The sequence below is a fragment of the Domibacillus antri genome, from assembly GCF_001936625.1.
GTDB lineage: Bacteria > Bacillota > Bacilli > Bacillales > Domibacillaceae > Domibacillus > Domibacillus antri.
This window is the reverse complement of record NZ_MSDU01000028.1, coordinates 1-20,305: the sequence shown is the minus strand read 5'-3', so window position 1 is coordinate 20,305 and position 20,305 is coordinate 1. Positions and strand designations below refer to the sequence as shown.

General features: G+C 46.2%; 26 protein-coding genes. 2 read left to right on the top strand and 24 right to left on the bottom strand.

The features are described from left to right. Window positions 1-7: 7 nt before the first annotated feature. The 24 genes from BTO30_RS12450 to BTO30_RS12340 form a co-directional block, all read right to left on the bottom strand. Window positions 8-598: an HK97 family phage prohead protease gene (locus BTO30_RS12450; protein WP_075399058.1), complete on the bottom strand. Its 591-nt coding sequence runs from the start codon at window positions 596-598 to the stop codon at window positions 8-10. Further along, complete coding sequence (locus tag BTO30_RS12445) at window positions 555-1,775, bottom strand: phage portal protein (RefSeq protein ID WP_075399057.1); 1,221 nt, start codon at window positions 1,773-1,775, stop codon at window positions 555-557. Before BTO30_RS12445 ends, BTO30_RS12450 begins: the two co-directional genes overlap by 44 nt. A gap of 13 nt (window positions 1,776-1,788) precedes the next feature. Continuing rightward, window positions 1,789-3,456: a terminase large subunit gene (locus tag BTO30_RS12440; protein ID WP_075399056.1), complete on the bottom strand. Its 1,668-nt coding sequence runs from the start codon at window positions 3,454-3,456 to the stop codon at window positions 1,789-1,791. Further along, on the bottom strand, window positions 3,453-3,821 hold the full coding sequence (locus BTO30_RS12435) for a hypothetical protein (protein ID WP_075399055.1): 369 nt from the start codon (window positions 3,819-3,821) through the stop codon (window positions 3,453-3,455). The genes BTO30_RS12440 and BTO30_RS12435 overlap by 4 nt, the downstream gene beginning before the upstream one ends. Before the next feature lie 123 nt (window positions 3,822-3,944). Further along, the gene (locus BTO30_RS12430; protein ID WP_075399054.1) at window positions 3,945-4,229 is read right to left on the bottom strand and encodes a hypothetical protein; all 285 of its coding nucleotides are present in this window, start codon (window positions 4,227-4,229) and stop codon (window positions 3,945-3,947) included. Further along, the gene (locus BTO30_RS12425; RefSeq protein WP_075399053.1) at window positions 4,219-4,557 is read right to left on the bottom strand and encodes an HNH endonuclease; all 339 of its coding nucleotides are present in this window, start codon (window positions 4,555-4,557) and stop codon (window positions 4,219-4,221) included. Before BTO30_RS12425 ends, BTO30_RS12430 begins: the two co-directional genes overlap by 11 nt. 175 nt (window positions 4,558-4,732) lie before the next feature. Then, a complete protein-coding gene (locus tag BTO30_RS12420; RefSeq protein WP_143331966.1) occupies window positions 4,733-5,290 on the bottom strand; it encodes a hypothetical protein in 558 nt (185 codons plus the stop codon). Beyond that, window positions 5,283-6,671: a DEAD/DEAH box helicase gene (locus tag BTO30_RS12415; protein WP_075399052.1), complete on the bottom strand. Its 1,389-nt coding sequence runs from the start codon at window positions 6,669-6,671 to the stop codon at window positions 5,283-5,285. The genes BTO30_RS12420 and BTO30_RS12415 overlap by 8 nt, the downstream gene beginning before the upstream one ends. Continuing rightward, on the bottom strand, window positions 6,668-6,958 hold the full coding sequence (locus BTO30_RS12410) for a VRR-NUC domain-containing protein (protein WP_075399051.1): 291 nt from the start codon (window positions 6,956-6,958) through the stop codon (window positions 6,668-6,670). Before BTO30_RS12410 ends, BTO30_RS12415 begins: the two co-directional genes overlap by 4 nt. Window positions 6,959-7,254: 296 nt before the next feature. Beyond that, window positions 7,255-9,690, bottom strand: a complete 2,436-nt coding sequence (locus BTO30_RS12405; RefSeq protein WP_075399050.1) for a virulence-associated E family protein — start codon at window positions 9,688-9,690, stop codon at window positions 7,255-7,257. Window positions 9,691-9,764: 74 nt separating this feature from the next. Continuing rightward, complete coding sequence (locus tag BTO30_RS12400; RefSeq protein WP_158023601.1) at window positions 9,765-9,929, bottom strand: YqaI family protein; 165 nt, start codon at window positions 9,927-9,929, stop codon at window positions 9,765-9,767. Window positions 9,930-10,045: 116 nt separating this feature from the next. Beyond that, window positions 10,046-10,171, bottom strand: coding sequence for a hypothetical protein (locus BTO30_RS17880; protein ID WP_281248617.1), 126 nt, complete (start codon window positions 10,169-10,171; stop codon window positions 10,046-10,048). A gap of 63 nt (window positions 10,172-10,234) precedes the next feature. Beyond that, a complete protein-coding gene (locus BTO30_RS12395) occupies window positions 10,235-10,474 on the bottom strand; it encodes a hypothetical protein (RefSeq protein ID WP_075399049.1) in 240 nt (79 codons plus the stop codon). A gap of 80 nt (window positions 10,475-10,554) precedes the next feature. Next, entirely contained in the window at window positions 10,555-11,049 is a 495-nt protein-coding gene (locus BTO30_RS12390; protein ID WP_075399048.1) for a hypothetical protein, read from the bottom strand. A gap of 193 nt (window positions 11,050-11,242) precedes the next feature. Next, on the bottom strand, window positions 11,243-11,773 hold the full coding sequence (locus BTO30_RS12385; RefSeq protein ID WP_075399047.1) for a hypothetical protein: 531 nt from the start codon (window positions 11,771-11,773) through the stop codon (window positions 11,243-11,245). Next, window positions 11,773-12,423, bottom strand: a complete 651-nt coding sequence (locus BTO30_RS12380; RefSeq protein ID WP_075399046.1) for a hypothetical protein — start codon at window positions 12,421-12,423, stop codon at window positions 11,773-11,775. The genes BTO30_RS12385 and BTO30_RS12380 overlap by 1 nt, the downstream gene beginning before the upstream one ends. Then, entirely contained in the window at window positions 12,416-12,859 is a 444-nt protein-coding gene (locus BTO30_RS12375) for a hypothetical protein (RefSeq protein ID WP_075399045.1), read from the bottom strand. Before BTO30_RS12375 ends, BTO30_RS12380 begins: the two co-directional genes overlap by 8 nt. Window positions 12,860-12,872: 13 nt before the next feature. Continuing rightward, window positions 12,873-14,828, bottom strand: a complete 1,956-nt coding sequence (locus BTO30_RS12370) for a DNA polymerase (RefSeq protein ID WP_075399044.1) — start codon at window positions 14,826-14,828, stop codon at window positions 12,873-12,875. A 51-nt stretch (window positions 14,829-14,879) separates the two neighbouring features. After that, window positions 14,880-15,425, bottom strand: coding sequence for a DUF2815 family protein (locus tag BTO30_RS12365; protein ID WP_075399043.1), 546 nt, complete (start codon window positions 15,423-15,425; stop codon window positions 14,880-14,882). A 24-nt stretch (window positions 15,426-15,449) separates the two neighbouring features. Continuing rightward, the gene (locus BTO30_RS12360) at window positions 15,450-16,622 is read right to left on the bottom strand and encodes a DUF2800 domain-containing protein (protein WP_075399042.1); all 1,173 of its coding nucleotides are present in this window, start codon (window positions 16,620-16,622) and stop codon (window positions 15,450-15,452) included. After that, window positions 16,622-17,047 carry a hypothetical protein gene (locus tag BTO30_RS12355; protein WP_075399041.1) on the bottom strand — a complete coding sequence of 142 codons (426 nt, stop codon included), beginning with the start codon at window positions 17,045-17,047 and terminating at the stop codon, window positions 16,622-16,624. Before BTO30_RS12355 ends, BTO30_RS12360 begins: the two co-directional genes overlap by 1 nt. A gap of 269 nt (window positions 17,048-17,316) precedes the next feature. Continuing rightward, window positions 17,317-17,469, bottom strand: a complete 153-nt coding sequence (locus BTO30_RS17255; RefSeq protein WP_158023600.1) for a hypothetical protein — start codon at window positions 17,467-17,469, stop codon at window positions 17,317-17,319. Between the two features lie 20 nt (window positions 17,470-17,489). Next, the gene (locus BTO30_RS12345) at window positions 17,490-17,816 is read right to left on the bottom strand and encodes a DUF771 domain-containing protein (protein WP_075399039.1); all 327 of its coding nucleotides are present in this window, start codon (window positions 17,814-17,816) and stop codon (window positions 17,490-17,492) included. Window positions 17,817-17,944: 128 nt separating this feature from the next. Further along, on the bottom strand, window positions 17,945-18,181 hold the full coding sequence (locus BTO30_RS12340; protein WP_075399038.1) for a helix-turn-helix domain-containing protein: 237 nt from the start codon (window positions 18,179-18,181) through the stop codon (window positions 17,945-17,947). A 155-nt stretch (window positions 18,182-18,336) separates the two neighbouring features. On the opposite strand from BTO30_RS12340, the gene BTO30_RS12335 reads away from it, so the two are divergent. Both BTO30_RS12335 and BTO30_RS12330 read left to right on the top strand, forming a co-directional pair. After that, a complete protein-coding gene (locus BTO30_RS12335) occupies window positions 18,337-18,963 on the top strand; it encodes a LexA family protein (RefSeq protein WP_158023599.1) in 627 nt (208 codons plus the stop codon). A gap of 75 nt (window positions 18,964-19,038) precedes the next feature. After that, window positions 19,039-20,145 carry a site-specific integrase gene (locus BTO30_RS12330; RefSeq protein WP_075399036.1) on the top strand — a complete coding sequence of 369 codons (1,107 nt, stop codon included), beginning with the start codon at window positions 19,039-19,041 and terminating at the stop codon, window positions 20,143-20,145. Window positions 20,146-20,305: the final 160 nt, after the last annotated feature.

The window sequence follows — 20,305 nt, the reverse complement described above, 5'->3', positions numbered from 1 at the left end:
ATCTCCTTTATAAGTAAGTTTTTAAAATTAACTTCTTGCGTAATGCCTCTTGCTCTCTTTCCTCCACATACTGTTTATAAGGATCATAGCCCCTCGCGCTCACTTCCGAGTCCGGATAAGCAGGAAATGCTACGGCGCTAACTTCTAACAATTTAGCTTTTGTTACAGTTCTGAGCATAAGATCGTCATCGGGTTCTTCGATTTCTTCCCCACCAGGCAGAATACTAAATCCAAAACTCACGCCGTCAACGTCACCGCGTTTTATTGTTTCGTATGTGTCGTTACCTAAGGTAGTGTTCGGTAAAGCTAGCTCAAACCGTAGCCCGATAGTATCCTCGACTAGACGTAGTGTATTGTTTTTTGTTCTGCCCAATACTTTTGAAGTGTCATGAGACCATAAAAAACGCTGATCATCTTTTTGCAGGGATTCCGAAAAAGCGCCTTGTCTAAACTGTTCACGGAATTTACGATAATATCCCATAACGACGGATTTCTTTTCCCACTTAACCGCATATCCAGTAAGTGTTCTGTTGCCGTTTTCATCCTCTCTGATCTCAATCGCTTGCGTTACCAGTTCCCTCGTTTCCGTCTTGTCCATTGTCCTCACCCCCTTTAGCGTTAACATTTACAGCGACCGGCGCTGTATCCAACCTTCTTATAGGCTTGTCGCCGCCTTCTATTGGTCCTAACGATAAAATAGAACGCCATTCATTAGGCGTCATGGCTCCACGATCCACCATTTGAACAAGATTCATTTTGGTGGACATGGAGGCGTATTGAAGACTGGAAGCCTCAAAGATAATTTTGTTTCCGAACCCTCTTTCGCGACGAGAAAAAAGCTTGCGGGTCATTTCACCTGCAAACTGCATAGCTAAGGGTTCGATTTCTGATTCGTAATAGGCGTTCCATTCATCCTCAGTGTATTTGCTCTGAATTATCTGCTCGTTTGTGTTAAAGAAGTTATAAATCCTTTGAGTTGTTTCTCGCATTTGCTCGGAGCTAGGAACAAAAGCATTGTTCGTCACCTGCTCCAAGTCATAACGTGGGTCAGTCGCAGCTGCCCCGCCACTAATGTTATCGATGCTTAGATAATTTTTTACAAAGTTTCCAACTTGAGCATCTATATCCTCTTGTTTTAAGACGGACTTGAATTTTAATATCCATTTCACCACAGCACTATTTTTGATCGCTTTGACAATCCCTTGGTCGGTAGTCGTAACAATATCCATCAATGATGACAATGCTTTACCTGGGTGCTCACCAAAGAAATCATTCTCATTGAAATCTTTTCTAAGATGGATAATATCTGTGTAAGGAACCGTCATTTGCTTTCCATTTCTAAAATAGAACTTGAGGAAAATATCACCTTGACTACCTTGTACAACTTCAACTGTTGTACAAGGTATGGGGTAAATCTCCGAAGCATAGCCTAATTCATCACGCTTAATATAAGCAAAAGCATTATGATTCAGTTCTAATTGAACTGTCATTTTTTCCTGGAACATTTGCCCCGTCATTAACGGATTCGGCTCCTCTAGGATAAAGCGAATATAAGGATCAGGATTCACCTTAAATTCAGTCGCGTTGTCTCTAATATGCTTAGCGATTAGTTTACCAACAGCTTTTGCTTTAGGGCGTATACAGGCCCTGATAATATCACTCTGATAAATGTCGCCATTCCATGAAAAAAAACCGCCTCCATTGTCGTTTATCATTTCAAAACGAGTAGTGGTAGGGGCTTGCTTCCTGCCAAATATCTTATCGAATAATCCCAATTTCTCACCTCCCTTAAATCATGTTTTGGTATTCATCTCGTTTATCCCTTAGTACGATATAGCCGCATGCTAACGCAACAGTTCCGTCAATCCGTTTGCGCGGGTCCATCCCTTTCACAAGTTGTATATTGCCGTTTATATCCGATTTAATTTCGACATTCGCCAGATTCCACATGTCGATAGGATTTCCGTTGTGGACAATGCGGTGAGCTGCTAAATCCGCTTTCAGCTCTTTGAGGGGTTGTGACATTGTGGCAGGTCCTTGTCGTATTGGAATCATGGCATTCGGGCCAAACTCCGCTTTGAATTCCCGCAGTAATGTGTCGTCAATATGCCAAGGATCGTACCCGATATACAGCACATATAAATCGTGTTCGTCCCGCAGTTCCCTGAACCAATCCAAAAACACTTTCTTGTCCACTTTGTTGCCTGGGTACGTTCTGATTAATCCTTTTCTCTCCCACAACAAATAAGGAACGCCGTCTCGCTCGTTCCTGTTCCCGTCTTGCGTCATTTGATTGAGCGCATCTTCCGGCATCCAGTACATTGACTTCAGGTAAATATTCGGATCATTCGGGCGCATGCACAACGCTTTTGCGGCGTTTAAGTCCACCGAGTCGGCTGCATCGAATCCGCCGATGCAGTAGCGGAAGCCCATCTTGTCAAAATCAAAGCGTGTTTCGTTTTCGATTTCTTCCCATGTAAGCCATGTACTTGCTGCATTTTCTTTCATGTTAAAATCTTTGACCATGACCGTCGGACGGAATGATGGATCATCTTTCGCCTTCTGGACCATCTGCCGTAAGTAGTCCACACTCTTTATTGTGCCGAGTCCGGGATTGGCTTTGATCCATGCTTCTTCATTGTCCCATTCATCACGAGAATCCAACTCATAAATAAACGGCAAGAAACGCGAATTCGGTTCTTTTAATTTGCCATATAGCAAATCTGTCGCGTACTGATATTGAGCGTCAAAGATTCCTTCGCGCACAAATCCATTTGTCGTAATTGTAAACAGCAACGGTTGACGTCTCGCGCCCATCGCCTGTTTAACCAAATCGTACACGTCGCGGTTTTTAATCGCCGACAGTTCGTCAATCGTTGCACCGTGAACGTCTAACCCGTCCAAGCTGTTGGTGTTGCTGGCGAGCGCTTTGATAAATCCAAAATTGTGCGGAAAGTATAAGTCGTTTGAACGCTTGCGGATGTGTTTACTGAGTAGCGGCGACTGCTGAATCATTTTGTGCGCCGCATTGAATCCCAGTTTGGCCTGCTCGAGCATTGTGGCTACATTATAGATTTGTGGAGAGCCTTCATTGTCATTCACCAGCAGATCAATCTCGACAGCTGCGGTTTCTGTCGTCTTTCCGTTTTTCCGCGCTTCGATGATAAGCACTTCGTTGTATTGCCGCAAGTCGTTGTCATCCACAAAACCAAATGTTGCTTGCAAACGTGCCTTTTGGAATAACTCCAACTTCAACGGCTGCCCAATCTTACCGCTAGGCAGTTTGCAAAACCGCTCGATAAATTCAATATGCTTATTCGCAATGGACAGATCAAAGTGAAACTCTTTCGGGTTTTGATACTGTTCGAGTAGCATTGCAGATACACGTTTCATCTTTTCGCACGCCACAATCTTTCCGTCGTAGATTCCACCGAAATATTCTTCGAACTCGATCATCGGCGCGCACCTTCAGTGAGAAATTGCATGAGCTCATCCTTTTTATTCCCCGCGCCATCTTTCGGCAAAAGATCACTTAATTGTTTCATGATTGTCGCATATTGTTTCGACCAGGATGTATAAAGTTCAGCCTCCGGTGATTTTTTCGTGCCATATTGATTTTCGCCATTCTTGTATTCTGCTACAACGCCGCACTCGTCCATCGTTTTTGTCAGATCATCCAGAGATACAGCCAACCAAGCTGCGTTGTAAATCAGCTTTTCATTGATTTTCTTTAGTTCCGGATTCATCTCTTTGAGACTCCGCCTAATTTTGTTCACTTCTTTTTTAACCAGCTCATCTTTGGTTAAATTATCGTTAGTCACTGTAAATCACCTCATTTCCACCACCTAAAACGAACCACACCCCTTATAGGATGTAGCGCGCATAATACTTTAGCTCCCCCATCGGTCCCAAAATAGTTGCCCCATACTTTTTTAAAGGGGGGCCTACCGGAAGGATTGTTCAAGCCGCTTTCGCTCTCGAAAGTTTTTATTTTCTGATTCTAGTTTTTGTTTCAACAAAATCATTTCGTTTTTTATTTTATCTTTGAGGCTCAGGCCTTTTCTTTTTTCTAACCAAGAAAGCTTGACCTTTTTCTCATACTTGTAAGCGTTGACTACATATCTTTCATAAACCAAGTAAGCAACTGATTCAGATTCAACTCTTACTTTCATTTCATCGACAGCCCATTCACCTGCATGACGCAGCCGCTTGCCGGGATCATGTCCCATCCGTTCCCACTCCTCTCATAATCAAATCACCATTCTCATCAAACATAACATCGTCCCTCACTGCTTCTGCCTGCTTGAAGTGTTCCTGGTTATGACAGGACTGACATAGCAGCTCAAGGTTATCGTGATTTAATGTAACAGCCGGATCGTTTATATTCTGCGCATCAATATAAACCTTGTGGTGTACGATCAACCCCGGCTGACTACATCGCTCGCACAGTCCGTGCTGTGACGTAAAATAAGACTCTCTGCATTTACGCCATGCTGCGCTTTTGTAAAATCGCTTAGCTTCTGACGTATGTTCCAGCAATCTAATCACCACTTTCATATGACAAAAAAACCCCCGACACAAATGCCGGGGCGAAAAAGGAGGATGAAACAGGTTGAAGCTGCCAAGGTAATCTAGGCTTACCCGTCAAATAGGGTATTGCCATTTTGGCTTACTACCATTTTCACACACCCGTATTGCGCGGTAAATGTCTAAAAAGTGCCCTCGCTGTCAATCAGTGAAATGTAATACTATCAATACCGAATATCAGTCCTGACAAGGTTTTGCAGGCGCTATCGACATCTTTGTACACGGTTCTAATATTCGTGTAGTGCCTCTCAGCCAGTTCCGCGGCCGTCTTTTTATCTGGAGAAATATACATCTGATAGATGGTCTGGAATCGGCGAAGGTCCTCCTCCTTGCCGGATTGTTGGCAGACCGTTTCGTAGACAGCTAGCATGCGGTCAACGAAGCTAACCATGGCCAGCGTCCGCTTTTTGCTTCTTCGAATTGATTCAATTGCAAATGCGTCTGTGTCCAATTCATCTGCCTCAAGTACTCGGTCAAGTTCTTGGTCCAGGTCTGCAATTTCCATTCGCAAATCCGCACAGTGCAGCTTCAGCGATCGGTAATTCCGAAGAAGCAACTTCGTATTTCGAAGCCGGCGATCCCGTTTTTGCTTTTGCTGCCGCTTCTTTTCCTTTTCCAAAAAGGTCAGCGCTTCTGATACCGCTGTCTTTGACGCTATTTCAATGACCTGTTCTAATGATAATCCTGTTTGATTCTTACCCATCTGCTTCACCGCCATATTCGTCAATTTTCGCTTTCAGCGCCGCAAGCAACGCTTCCTGTCCTTTTTCTTTGCCCTGCAGTACATCCAGTACGCGCTGGTCTATCGTATCGCTTGTTAAAATATGGTGCACGATTACCGTCTGCTCCTGCCCCTGCCGGTGAAGTCGGGCATTCGCCTGCTGATACAATTCAAGCGACCATGTCAACCCAAACCATACGATGATATGCCCACCATACTGCAAGTTAAGCCCGTGTCCTGCTGATGCCGGATGTGCTAGGAGAAGTTCGATTTCACCGTTATTCCACCGTTCAATGGCGTGGTCCGCGTCGATCGACACCGCCCGCTTGAATTTTTTCATAATCCGGTCACGATCATGCTTAAAACTATAAAACAATAAAATCGGCTGTCCTTGTGCGCCTTCCACAAGGTCTTCCAGTGCATCAAGTTTCCGGTCGTGTATGTGCTGTACTCCTTGATTCTCGTTATAACACGCCCCGTTCGACAGCTGCAGAAGTTTCTGGCTCAAAACACCGGCAGTAGAAGCGACGATGTCCCCAGACACACATTCCAAGATACGTTCACGTTCCAATTCGCCATACTCCGCTCTTTCTTTGGCAGACATGGTCACGGTGACAATGTTGTCAATGCGTTCAGGCAGTTGCAAGTGGTCTTTCGCTTTCATCGACACACAGATGTCATCGATCAATTCGTAAATGTTCTTCTCTGCTTCCGGTCGCGGCTCATATTTATACACAACACGGGGATTTACAGGATCCGTCTGCGCCGGATAAAAGTATCGGTTTCGGTACTGCGTCATCGTTTTTCCAAGTCGCTCACCCCGATCAATTAAATACACCTGGCTCCACAAATCTAGTAAACTGTTCGGTGCAGGCGTGCCAGTCAATCCAACAAACCGTTTAAACGACGGCCGAATTTTACGCAGTGCTTTAAACCGGTTCGACGACGGCGACTTAAAACTGGACAGCTCGTCCACCACCAGCATGTCAAATGGGATCGGTTTCCCCTGATACAGATTCACTAGCCACTCGACGTTTTCTCGATTGATCACATAGATATCGGCATCCTTCTGCAAGGCCTGCCTGCGCTGTTTTTCTGTGCCAAGCACTTTCGACACCCGCAGGTGTGCGGTATGGGACCATTTAAATACTTCACGGCTCCAGGTATCTTCGGCAACACGTTTCGGTGCGATCACCAGCACCTTCGAAACTTCCAGATCGTCGAACATTAACTTTTCAATCGCTGTTAAAGTGGACACTGTTTTGCCTAAACCCATATCTAGGAAGAGACCATAACTTTTATTTTTTAAAATCTGATCGATGGCGAAAGCCTGGTATGGATGGGGTTGAAACTCAATAGTCATTCCGGCCACCTCCCTGTGACGTAATCGATAATCTCATCGACTTCTTTTTTACAATCGGCAACAAATACGGTATGTCCAAGCTGCATGAACTGTTTTTTCACTTTTCGCTGAAGAGCTGTCAGCTTTTTCCCTGGCGCTTTCAATTCAACAAAAAATTGCCGTCCATTCGGTAAAAGGCAAATGCGATCTGGCACTCCAGATTTTCCTGGTGAAACGAATTTAAGGCACATGCCGCCAATTCGTTCAATGTTCGTTTTTAAGTAGGATTCGACGTCCCGCTCTCTCATGTTCGCTTTCACCTTCCATTTTTTAGGTGTGGGCATGTGGGCATGAAAACAAATGGTCTTATAATATATTTGTATTAGGTATATTAGGTACGTGATACGTGTGTATCGTGCGCCTAATTCTCTATTTTTCTATTTTTATTAAAATTATGTTTACATTGCCCACACTATCTATTCAAACCCTTGATACGCTTGGCTTGAAAGCGTGGGCGAAAGACGTGGGCGAAACAGAAAATTATGCCCACAACGCCCACACGGTAAAATTTGTCACACGCCCACACTAAAACATTTCGCCCACACTAAATCAGGTCTTCTTCTCGGATATATGCCCTTTGAACCCCATACAGTTTTCCGAACCTTAATGTACCTTTCATGTTGCTATCGTTCGGTTTCCAGCCCGGCATTTTCCGCAGGATGTCGTTGATCTCCCGGCGCTCCAGCGGCGAAAAACGACGTGCATCATTACCTAGACACTCGCACCACACTTCCAGTGCACACACCCGGTTGCGGGTTATGGTGCCTTTCGACTCGCCAAAATCGTCGCTTAAAAACATCCGACGTTCTGCCAGGTCCTTCTCTTCCCAGTCCTCCGGCAGCTTTCTTTCTAGGTATTCCTGTACCAAGCCGAACCATGGCGATTCCTCCGTATGCGCTTCCTGAATCAATCTCATCTCCGCTTCCATGCGGTCATTCAAATAAAGCGGCTCCCCTTCCTCGTAGTAATGTTTGGCTTCCGCCCACAGCTGTCCGATTTCCGAATCTGTCAGCTCCGACCACCGCTTTTTCCGTTTTTCCGCATTGACGGTTACCGGCCAAAAGCGCCGTCCGCCGGTCTTATCCTTTAAAAAGTTCGCATCATTCGTGGTGCCAAAAAACACGCACTGCCGCGGAAAGTCCTCGGTGTGCCGCCCATATGCGACGCGGAACCGGTCTTCCCGCTTAGAAATAAAATGTTTAATGGACTCCACATCCGCTTTTCGGGTAGCTGACAGCTCACCCATTTCGATAATCCATGCGCCCTGCAATGCCTCAAACGCTTCTTTCCCGCTGACTGATGTGATCGAATCACTAAACCACTCACGTCCCATCCGGTCGAGAATCATCGATTTTCCGACCCCTTGCGCACCGTAAAGTGTGAGCATGTAGTCAAATTTAATACCTGGCTTCATCACTCGAGCCACCGCCGCTGTAAAAGCTTTTCGCGTCACGGCGCGGTTTAATTCAGTGTCGTCTGCACCTAAATAGTCGATAAAAAGCGTGTCCAGCCGCGGAGTACCATCCCACTCAAGCGGCTTTAAGTAGTCACGGATGGGGTGAAAGCGATGCTTTTCGCTGATCACTTTTACCGCGTCTTCTGTTTTGCCCCTGTTATACATGTGGTAAATACGTTCTAGGTAATCTCTAAGCCCTGCGTCATCGCCATCCGTCCAGTTTTCACTTTTGACCACTTTGCGCCAAGGCACGGAGCCTCGAAGCATCAAGCGATTACTAAATTCGTTTGTGGCGATTTTTCCTTTTAGCAGCGGGTCGTTTTCCAGGACAAGTACGATATTCGGCACCGTGGACTCGACTTCGCCGGACTTGTCATACGTTAGTTTGCGCGTCCATTTCAGGTCCGGCTTCTCTTCCACATCAATCTCAATCTCGTCAAACTCTTCCACGGCACTGTCTAATCGCTCACGTGCCGCTGCCTCTTTGACACCGGGATCCTTCCGGACAAACTCCCGCATGGCTGTGTAGCTTGGCAGGCGGTTTACAGGTGTCTTTGGATCCGCATCCTCGTCCTGCAAACCGAACAGGTGTATCCTTACTAGGTCAAACGCATTGACAAGCTGACTGCTCACAGGGTCCGTGCCGTGGTGGGAATACGCAAATTTGCCGTCATCATAGATGATTAAGCCGCCGGCGGTGGAGCCATGCACATAGGTGTATCGCCCTTCCTGGAATTTCTCATAACGGTCGGAAAGGAACGTTTCAATCGCTTCTTCTATGGTGTATGTCCGGCAGAATGCGCCGACAAGACCGGCTTTCTCATGTGGATCGCCCTGCTTATCCGCCAACTTTTTGCGGTCCAGCTGCTGGCGTGAAGATTCTGGCCATTCGAGAGGGTCGCGCCAGTCCGTGTACTTTGCAAGCACCTTATCCGGATCCAGCCAAGGTGCATCCTGGTATGAGAAAACAAATTCGGCATCCGTTGACGTACTTGGCCAGTACATTAACCGGTGCGGCTGGTAGCTGGTATCGTCAAAATAGTCGATGCCGATCTGCTCCGCGACTTTTTTCCCGATTGCGACATACTCTTCTGCCGTAACGGGTCGGGTAAATGGAACGAGAAACCGCAGGCGCGGCTTCTCGCTTGTGTGCTTATGCGTCGAATACAGGGCATAGGCGTGGCTGAATAGCATATCAATAATGTCTGCCATACCTTCTTCCCCGTAGTCGATGTCAAGGGTCAGGATGGAGCGGTTAAACACTTTATCCGCTTTTCGCCTGCCGCCTTTTAACCGTCCGCCGACAAACCCGCCCACATCCTTGATCTGGTCTTGCTTGGTTTTCGGCATTTTCCGGTATTCCGCTGCTGTTTCCTTCGTCCGTACGGTAGTAGAGAGCTTGTCCAAAAAATCAGACCAAAGCAGCTCTTGATTCTGCCATTTGATGGATGTCCGGCTGCTGGCAGTGGCAATGCTGATCGTGCCATCATGCTGTAAGTTTTTAACGGTTTCCGCATGTTCCATGTTCTCACCACTCTTTGCTGCTTGGATTTTCTAACTTTACGATTCATAGCATTCTAGTGTTTCGAACGATACTATCAATCTTGTTCATTCCAGTCGTGTTCGCTCGCTTTCATAAACTTAAATCCCGCTTCTTCAAGCAGATAGTCCGATATATTCGCGTGATTAATCACTTCACCGTTCGGTTTAATCCAGATATAGTCATGCGGATACACCTCATCTCCTCGACAGTCGATTCCCACCGCTTCTGCAGCGTTATATATTACTTTTGTATTTTTTTATCAAAAAAATAAATACAGCTCATTTTATTCCCTCCTTCTTATTGCACTTAATGTGTCTGTTGTTCAGTATGTTCGAACTATTCAATATTTTCATCTTCACCTAATTGAAAATACTTAACATAATCATTCCAATTATCTAAGTCTAACCGCTGTTCTTTAGCCTTTTTATATTCTTCTTCTGAATAAGGTTTTACCGGGTTCATATAAAATCCTCCTTCGTATTATGTGTCTACCGTGACGTTGTTTGGACGAAATACGACATTACATCAATATTCAAAAATTGTTTCTTCAAACTGCCCCGCATATGTTTTATTTAATGACCAATTACTGATAAATTGTAACCCGCAAGAATTTCTAAACGCTGATTCTAGCTCATTAATAGGGTAAATATCATAACCTGTCTCTACCGCATCTCTTTTGTCGCTTTCGCTTTCAATTATATAAATCTTGTGACAGCCATCATAAGCAAATTCTTTACCTACTACTTCCATTTCATTGATTTTCATTGATATTCCTCCTTAATTTTAGTTCGCTATATGTGTCTGTTGTGACGTTGTTTTATCGGGTATTTAACTTTCAGTTCGGTTTATGAGGTTTTACGTCTTCCGTACCATTCTTTTAACTTTTTCCATCTCAATAGCTTTCCAAGGCGTTCTTCGCAAAATGTCAACATATCATCCCTTTGTTTTCCCCAATGAGATTCATCAAAATTTTCCTCTTCATCTCTTATTGTACCTACATCATAATGGTAAATAAGGCCTATTAAGTGTAGGAGAGTATCCTCCTCGTTTAACGAGTCTAACCATTCTCGATTGTTCTTGTTAGTCATAAGCAGCCCATCTTCAAAATGTTTATGGGGGCTTATTTCAGCAATTCTTTTTCTTAAAAGCTCGTTTTCTGCCTTCAACTCGTCCCGCTCTTTCACAAGACTTTCGATCTGCTGTTTCACTTCGTCTGCTTGACTCGACTGATCAATCGCCTTAGCTGGTTTCCCCTTAGCTGCTTTTCGACCAGGCTTGTTTTCAGATATAATTTTCTGGGCAGCCGCTGCCTGCTCGGCTATATTTGTCGTTTTCTCCACTACAGGTTCCTCCTTTTTCTTTTTTGATAAAGACATCTGATTCAGCTGCTGACCGCACTCCTGTAGCTGGTCAAACACCTCGCACCCCGCGCATTGCTTTTTTGGATTTTTATGTTTTGGACGGGGGCACGAACGGCAATGCGTATCCAGCAAAATACCGATTTTCTGTGTAATTTCTGACCTTTTTTTATATTCATGGTGACCTCGCCCCCAACGGTTTAAACAAAACGTCATTCGTGTTTCGGAAAGGCGATTCCGCCCATGCCCGCTTGAGCGCCGCATCCCTAGACATGACGGGTGTGCTGATCGCTTCTTCCACACTCCAGCCGAGTTTTGCGACCCGGTTAAACGCTGTGTTGTATGGGGTGCCGTTCTGCTCCATCACGATCAACTGTTCTTCCGTAAAGCGTGTGCAGTTTACCTTTCTTGCTATTTTGCCCGCCTGTTCAAGACTCATAGCAGGTGTAGTGACCGCTTCTCGTCGGTCCCAACCTCTCCGGATGCGACAGTAAACCGTGTTTAATTTCAGGCCATTTTTATCCATCAACTCTTTTTCTTCTTTTGTGAATGCGTAGCGCTTGATAGGGTTCGCAGGAGTCGTTACTGCCCGGTCAATATCCCAGCCGTATGTATTCACACGGCTTCTAACGGTACTTCGATTCAGGTTGTTTCGCTCTGCCGTTTCCCAGTCGTCTGGTGTAATGTAGTAATAACGCTTCTCCATCACACGTGCCCTCCGAGTTTTTTCACAGGCAAGATCAGTACGAGAATCCCTTGTACTGGATCTTCGATCACAAATGGGCGCACCCCACTATCCGGAAACCGCATGATGACTTGTTCACTGTCGGCATCGCGAAATACTTTTAGCGCCCGGAAAAAGAAAATCGGATTAAAGGCAATGTTAATATCGTGGTGAGTACAGCCGAACGATACTTTCGCTGACACGCCCATGGTACGATCTTGAAAGCTCATCTGCAGCATGGCGAATTCATCCTGAACAAGATCGACAGCCGGCGGCTTCGTTTTACAGCAAAGTTCCGCCGCCTTGCTCATCAAATCTGCCGCTTGAAGTGCTTCCTGAATACCACTTTCGTCCAGCGTCACCGTATAGGGATTGAGGACATCATCCGGAACAAGCCGTTCAAGGTTTTTCGGCGGCTCGTCCCCTTTTTCCAGTTTGATCGGCTTGAATGTTTTCGGATGGAGTAGCTGCCAAGGATCCGCCGGCTGAAAAAACCCTCGAACCATCAGCAGTTGGTAGCTGTCCGTCACCCACGCTGTGCCGGCGCCGTCTACAATGACGCCGGATAACTCCTTTCTCGATAAGCTGACATATTGCGGCGCATAGCGTTTCAGTAGCGCTTGCTTATCCATCGACCAGCACCCCTTCCGGTACCAATTTCTCTGGATAGTGATTGGACAAGTCGTATAGTTCGAGTGACCCTTCCCCACCCGGTGCATCATACTGTAAAACAAGAACGTCTTTATCAACTGTCATCGCAATAGGCAGTCCTTCAATCTTTTTAAGCATTTGCACTAGCAGCTTGCCGTTGACAACCACTGCACCGATCGCAATCGGTTGTATATAGCGCGTATCGCAAAAACGTTGCGCTTCCTGCCAGCCCTCAATCCGCTTTACCTCTGACGAGGTGAGGGTTGGCAGCTGAGCTTGTGGGTCTTTTTTCCGCATTTCCTTCCGCAGCGCGTTCCGTGCTTTTTCAAACTGCTTTTCTGCCTTGACTGCCCGCTTCTTCTCACTATCCATCCAATTTTTCAAAGCGACTGTGTCGCCACTGATCTCCAGCTTCATACGTGTTCTCCTCCTAGTCCTTTTTGTAAAAATGTGTTTCAAAGCCGTCGGCTGAAAGGGGCAGCCCTGCCGCCCATTCAACGGGCTGTGCCATGATGTCTTCCACTTCCGCCAGAGCGTTTTCGTTTTCCACAGGTACTTCGCACACCACTTCGTCGTGTACGTGCATGACAACAGGGTAGCCCGCTTGTTCTAGCCTCATCATGCTGACCGCAAGCAAGTCACGTGCCGTTGCCTGCACAATGTTCTCCACCCATTTACCGCCGTATGCCTCAACGCGTGACCACTTGTTCCGCTCGTCCAATCCAAAATGGGCAACCGCGTCACGTCCGAATTGATTTTTAACAATATGGGGCTTGGCGTATGCCAGGCTTCTGCCGCTTGGCAGGTCGATCATGAGAAAGCCCCGATCGCGCCGGAAGGTAATGCCGTGTGTCTGTACCACTTTTTTGTCACGTACCGCTTCAATGGCTGCCGCGTCACAGGCGTACCAAAATTTCACGATATTTGGGTTGGCTTCCCGCCAGGCATTGACCAGCGGCTTTAGTTCGTTTTCCGCAACGCCCATTTCAAGGGCGCCCATACTGATTAATGCACCGGGCCCGCCTTGATAGCCAAGGGCTAATTCCGCGACTTTGCCGCGCTGACGAAGGTCAGAGCCTTTCCCGATCTGCTCAATTGGCACGTTAAACATTTGTGATGCCGAGGCCTCATAAATCTTTCCATGCGTTTCAAACACATTCAGCCGCCACTTTTCACCGGCATACCAGGCAATGACGCGCGCTTCAATGGCGGAGAAGTCGGACACCACAAGCTTGTGTCCCGGCTCCGCAATAAAGCAGGTGCGCACCAGCTGGCTCAAGATGTTCTGCCGGCTTTCGCTAAACAAAAGATCCAGACTTTCAAAATCCTGCTGCTTGATCAATTCACGGGCATCATTGATGCGGGAAAGGCTCATTTTGTTTTTTGTCAAATTCTGCACCTGCACGCCCCGTCCTGCCCAGCGCCCTGTTTTGGATGCGCCATAAAACTGGAATAGCCCTCGCACTCGGCTGTCTTTGCAGATCATATCCTGCATTTTGGCGTATTTTTTAACACTGCTTTTCGACAACTCCTGCCGAAGCTTCAGTGCCTCGTGAACGGGTCCTTCTTTACACTGCTTTAAATATTTCTTGATTGTATCTGCCTGCATATTAGGGATGTCCACCCCCTGCGCCTGCAGCCATTCAAGAAGCTGCGTAGGGCTGTTCGGGTTGTCCAGTCCTGTCAGTTGCCGTGCCGCTTCCATCGTCTGCTCTTTGGTCAGGACGTCGCACGCTACCGCACCTTCTACCAGTTCCGGATCCAGCCGGACACCCCGGTCGTTAATCCGCTGATCAATCGACCACAGCTTCTGCTCAAATTCCGGAACGGGAAAAACCGAAATACGATTCCGGATTTCCTGTTCGACTTCTACATCCCGAATACAGTAATTTAAAAACTGCTGCCACTTTTCCGGATCGTGTTCAGGCAGATTCCGTGTCCGCCCGCCATTTGCTTTCGTCGGCTTGCACGGCTTTGAGAAGTAGTTGATTAGCGCCGTTCCTGCTGTATCTTTCTTCACGTCCATTTTTAACACTTCCGCTACCTGACCAAGCGCAGCGGGCAGACCAAGCCTCGTCGAATCCACCATCGTGCAGCGCCACTGATCCGGATCCATCTCAAAGCCGAAATGCTTGGCAAGGCATGTCCGTTCAAACGCTGCATGGTGCGCTGTTTTAATGACGTTCGGGTCTTTTAGGGCTTCCCGCACACTTTCAGGCGGGTCAGTCCACCCAGCCGCAAAATCAATGATCTTGACGGGTTCGCCGTCAAATGAATAAGCAAGCATCAAAATTTCAAAACTGTCGTGCTCGACGTATCGATATACGCCCACGTCTTTTAGTTCCAGTTCGCAATAGGTTTCGATGTCGATACCCAGCGTTCTCACTGCTTCACCGCCTTTTTAGATAGAGAAAAGCGGGCTTTCACCCGCAAGGGTTTAAATCAAATCGTCATCATCAGTTTCAAGCTCGTCGAAATCATCTTCAGCACTTGCACGACCGCCCAGGAATTCACCGTCTGCCCACTTTTGCACGTTGTTTAGTCCTGCCGCAATACCTTTGTTACCGTTAGTGTTAAACGCGTACATGTTAAGCGACACGCGTACATAGCATCCGCTGTAAATCGCTGTTGAATCGGTCAGTTTGATCTTGTTTTGATCCACGATGCCGGGTGCCGTCTTGCTTGTAAGGTTGATAAAGTAGCTGTCCGCATACGCAGGATCATCCTCGCGGTCCAAATCGCCGTCACGTAAAGGTGTTTTCAAGTTAGCCGGGATCTTGCCGCCGAATTTCGCCTTACCCTCCTGCTTCGCCCGCTCAATAGCTTCTTCGATTAACTTAATCATTTTCGTTTCGGATTTAGGGATGATGATGGACATGCTGTATTTCGGTTCACCTTCACCGTTGATCGCTTTTGGTTCAAAAATATTCACATAGCTCGCACGTACTTTTCCTGTAATAACCTTTGTTCCATCACGTTTCATAAAAATTCACTTCTCCTTTAATAGTTAGTTTTGGATGACATCAAATTCATTAGCTGCCGCTTCCGCGGAGCCGATCGCCGGACGCTTGTCCGATTCAGGGACGAGAGCAGGTTTGCCTGGAGGCTTCACAATCAATTCGCCTAATAGGTCTGATACTGTTTTCTTTCCAAGCCGTTTTTCAAGATTCGAAATAGTCAGAAGTTTTACTTCTGTAAACTGGTCAACATCAAATTCTTCTTCAAGCTTCTGCATGACTTTCTCTTCATCGGTGTACTTCCGGCTGCTTCTCCCCTCTACAACTTTCCAACCTTCAAACACCGTACCGGACCGGGCTTTTTCAAGCGCGTAATCCTGGACGTCCTTCGCCCATTTCTGCAGCTCATCCGCCTGGAACAGAATGTCTGAAATCTCTTCCGGTGTAAGCAGGTCCGGATCCACAAGTTTCTGCGGCACGTTCAGATTCGCTTCCGCCCGTGCCCGACAGGTGTGTTTCACCTTACAAAAACGGCAATGGTCGCCCGGTACAAACTCGCCCTCACCGTTCCACGCCATTTCCGCACGAGGCTTTACATAGTCAAGTCCCCAAGCTTTCAATTCGTCTGCCGGCAATTGTTCTGTTGATATGTTGTCCAAGCGGGGCTGAATAATTGTCATGACCACTTCTTCCACGTCCTCGAGCAGGTCGAACAGCGATAAGGCTCCAAGCGCATACAACCTAAGCTGGGCATTGTTTTCAGCGTTGACCTCAATGCCTTTGCCGTATTTTAAATCGATGATTTCGAGCACGCCGCCGGACATGATAATGACGTCACCTGTCCCGAACGATTCCGGCACATAATCAGATAAGTCCAGCCGCTCTTCAAACATCAGCACGGCTTCACCCCGTGCACGAGCCGCATGCACTCGCTCCTCTACCAAATCGACATATTCCCGCACATACTCGTGCAGCTCTTCCGTGTAAAACTCGTTCTGCTTCATCTTTTTCAGTCGGCTGTTAAACGTCCGTTTTGTCATACCTTGAAACAGATGGGCGAAATGCAGCTCTGATAATTCGTGAGCAAATGTCCCTTCTTTTGCAAACTCGCTTGTCGTATCGGCAATGCCTTTCTCTTTGCTTGCTGATTTTGTACATTTCAGCCATCGGTGCGCTCCGCTTGCGGACAAGACGGCATGATCTCGTTCAGCATGACCAGCCATTAGACACTTTCTCCCATCAATTCGAGTGCCGCCGCATATTCGCTTTCGGGCAGCTCTGTCACCTTGCCGACACCTTTTTCCGTCAAGAAGTCTTTCAGCTTCTCCCGATGGGCTGGGTTGCTTTGGATAAACTCGCGCGTCTTGGTCGTCAGAACGTCTAACGTGATGCCAGGTTCTTCACTTCCTCCAGAATCAGCCGGCGGATCTACCTCCGATTTCCCTTCTACGTCCGCTGGTGGCTGATTTTCTGCTTTTGGCGTTTCTGCAGGAGTTTCTTTTTCCGTTTCATCCGGTTCGGCTTTTGGCTTGTCCTGTGTTTTTTGTTCTGCTGCTGAAACATACTGTCCGCCCCCCTGAATAGCATCAGCCAGGCGCAAAATTGCTTTTTCAAGACCTGGCGCTTCGATCGTTAATTTAAATTCCATGTGAATGATCATCCTTTCGTGATAAGATAACAGTGTAATAGTTTTTCAAAAGCTCACCGTTGGCGCGGTGGGTTTTTCTTTTTCCAAAAACGGCGCGGTCTCACTTGCTTCTGGCGAAGATCTCTTTCACACTCGCCGCAAAGTTTTGCATAACCGGACTCCTCTTCGTCTGTGAAAGAGCCGCAACGTTCACAGATTAAGCCGTCCAGAACCATTTCTGCCATATCGCCCATGTCTCGATCACATCCTTAAATGAATTTTGCATATATCTACTTGTGTTCATCTGACTTCTTCCGCGTTGGGCTTGCGTACTCCCAGGCACGGCCGCAGATGAAGACGATGCCTGTATAGCTTCCGACGGCAACAGCCCAGACGACAATTTCAGCGACTTTAAAGAATTGCTGAATAGTGGAATCTACCATCATGCACCTTCTTTTTTAACTTAATTGCTACCCGAGAATATTTGACTGAAATACTTATCTAAAAACTCAGCCATTTTGACTGCTTGAAAGGACCATGTTTGACCTTGATTTTTCGGGTAGTATACGAAGCCCCCATTTTCGCTATCAAGTTTCTTTCGGAATTTTTGAGGATAAAGAATGTTTTCTTTGATCCACTTATCACTTTTGTTAATTCGATTCTGCAAATCTTTCATATTCCAGTAGACACCCGACAATTCTTGACGTTTTAATTCCTGCAATTCCACTTTTGAAATAAGTACTTGATCCTGTGGAATTACTATTGATAAGGAAACCTCTAATTGCTGCATTTCTCTCCCCCTCCCTTGCATTCTGATGTTGCTGCCGTCTTATAAGCTATAAGTTCCGGCTGTACCGTCATTGGTTCGGTACCACAGCGCTTCATCTTTTCATTGATGTTTCCAATCGGTCACCCAATTCAAATTACTATCGTTTCCGAATCGGAAACATTAACCGTAAAAAAAATGTTTATAGTCTCTCTCGTAACTCCTAATTTACTGGAAATGACAACGAAGTCTTCTACAGTAATTGGCAGTTTACCATTCTCTTTTTTTGAGTAAGTTCCTTTCGAAACCCCTAAAGCGTCCGCCATTTCTTGAACGGTAAGGCCTTTCGCGATGCGCTCACCTTTTAAACGATTGTAGTCGAAGTTCATTTTTCATCACCTCGCTTCCTTGTACCTGTATAATATCACCGATGTTTCCCGAATGTCAACAAAAACATTTAAAAAATTACAAATTTTTATTTTCAAATTATATTGTTTCCTATTAGGAAACATGATAGTATATGAAGGGAAGGGAGGTGAAACGATTGGTAGATTCGTTAGAAGTGGCCAAGAGAGTAAAAGCGATTGCTTCTCGAAAAGGTATTACCGGCGCGGAGCTCGCCAGAAGGATCGGCACCGATAGAAGCACCATCAATCGGTATTATAAGGGAACAAGAAAGATTTCTATTAATGATGTCGGAAGGTTCGCTGAAGCGCTTGGTGTCGATGTTGCAGAGTTGATGTTCGGGGATGACAGTCCTTCTAATTTAGTTAGAAGCACTTCTAAGATCGTCAAAATCCCAATCCTCGGCAAAATCGCCTGCGGTGATCCGATCTATGCGGAAGAAAATTTCGACGGGTACCGTGAAGAAATCGCAGAATTTGTCCCGAAAGGTGAAATCATGTTCCTGGAGGCGCAAGGAGACAGCATGGAGCCGACAATCCCGAATGGCGCCTGGGTGATGATCCGACGGCAGCCAGACGTTGAAAATGGGGAAATTGCCGCCGTGCTGATTAATGGTAATGAAGAAGCGACATTAAAAAGAATCGTGAAGCAAGACGGCTTAGTTGTTTTGATGCCGGACAACCCGAAACATAAACCTCTCGTTGTAAATGAGCAAAACCCGGCTTACATCATCGGCAAGGCGGTTAAATTTTCGCAAGATCTTTAATTACTACCGGTAGCAATTAAAAAAAAGCAGCTCCCTCATTCGGGTCAGCTGCTTTTTTCAAAAGGAGGAACACACATGGCAAGTTTCCAAAAGCGCGGAAAGGTCTGGCAGTATACGATCAGCCGGACGGTAAACGGAAAATCAAAACCGATCCGCAAGAGTGGATTCAAAACGAAAAAAGAAGCGCATATAGCGGCAGCAGAAGTGGAAGCAGAGTTAAGTCGGGGAGTAGTCCCTCATTTGCGACCGGAACCTTTTGATAAGTATTTCGAAAATTGGCTGAAAACATTTAAAACGGACGTATCAAAGAACACGTTACAGCGTTACGAAAACAGCTTGGAAACGGTCAAAAGTTATTTCGGGGATCAACCCCTTCAAAACATCACGAAACGCTCCTATCAGGCGTTTCTGAACGAATACGGACAAACTCATGCGAAGTCTTCCACACGTAAATTAAATACGCATATTAGGGCGTGTGTGAGAAATGCGGTAGATGAGGGAATCATTCGTGTGGACTTCACGCGGGATGCTGTACTGTCGGGTGAAAAAAGCAAACGAACAGAAGAAAAGCATTTAGAGTATGGAGAAAGTCAGAAACTACTCAAAACGGTTTTAAGCCGGCTGGATCAAACACCTACGTATTATTTAATTCTGCTTGCCTTAACATCCGGTATGCGATTCGGTGAGCTTGTCGGGCTGACGAGAAAGGATTTTGATTTTTTTAACAGCACAATCAGCGTCACAAAAACGTGGGGTTACACGAACAAAATGCATGAAGGTTTCGGGCCGACGAAAAACGAAGAGTCTATCCGGGTCATAAAAATGGATAAACGAACGATGAAGCTGTTTGAAGAGTATTTTGAAAATACACCCGAAAATATTAAGAAGCTCGTCTTTTACAGTCCGGCCTCAAAATATAAAGTGATCACAAACAATACAGTCAATAAGATGCTCGGCAGGCTGTCCACAGAATTAGGGATTAAGCGGATAACAATTCACGGATTGCGGCATACTCATGCCAGTGTTTTATTATACCAAGGAGTTTCGATTTATTATGTATCAGAACGATTGGGCCACGGCGACATCGAAACAACACTTAACACATACTCACACGTTCTCAAGGAATTAAGAGCCCGTGACGAAAAGAGAAGCGCTGATATTTTCGGTAAGATGATTGTGTAAAAAATGTGTAAAATGATCTGAAAAACACTTCCGACTCACTCCAATTTCTAAAAAATAAAAAACACCGCTTAACGCTGATGCACCAACGTTTCCGCAGTGTTTTTATGATTGCCGATTCCGGCAGTTTCCAACCTATATACGTCCCAGGAGGACGTATATA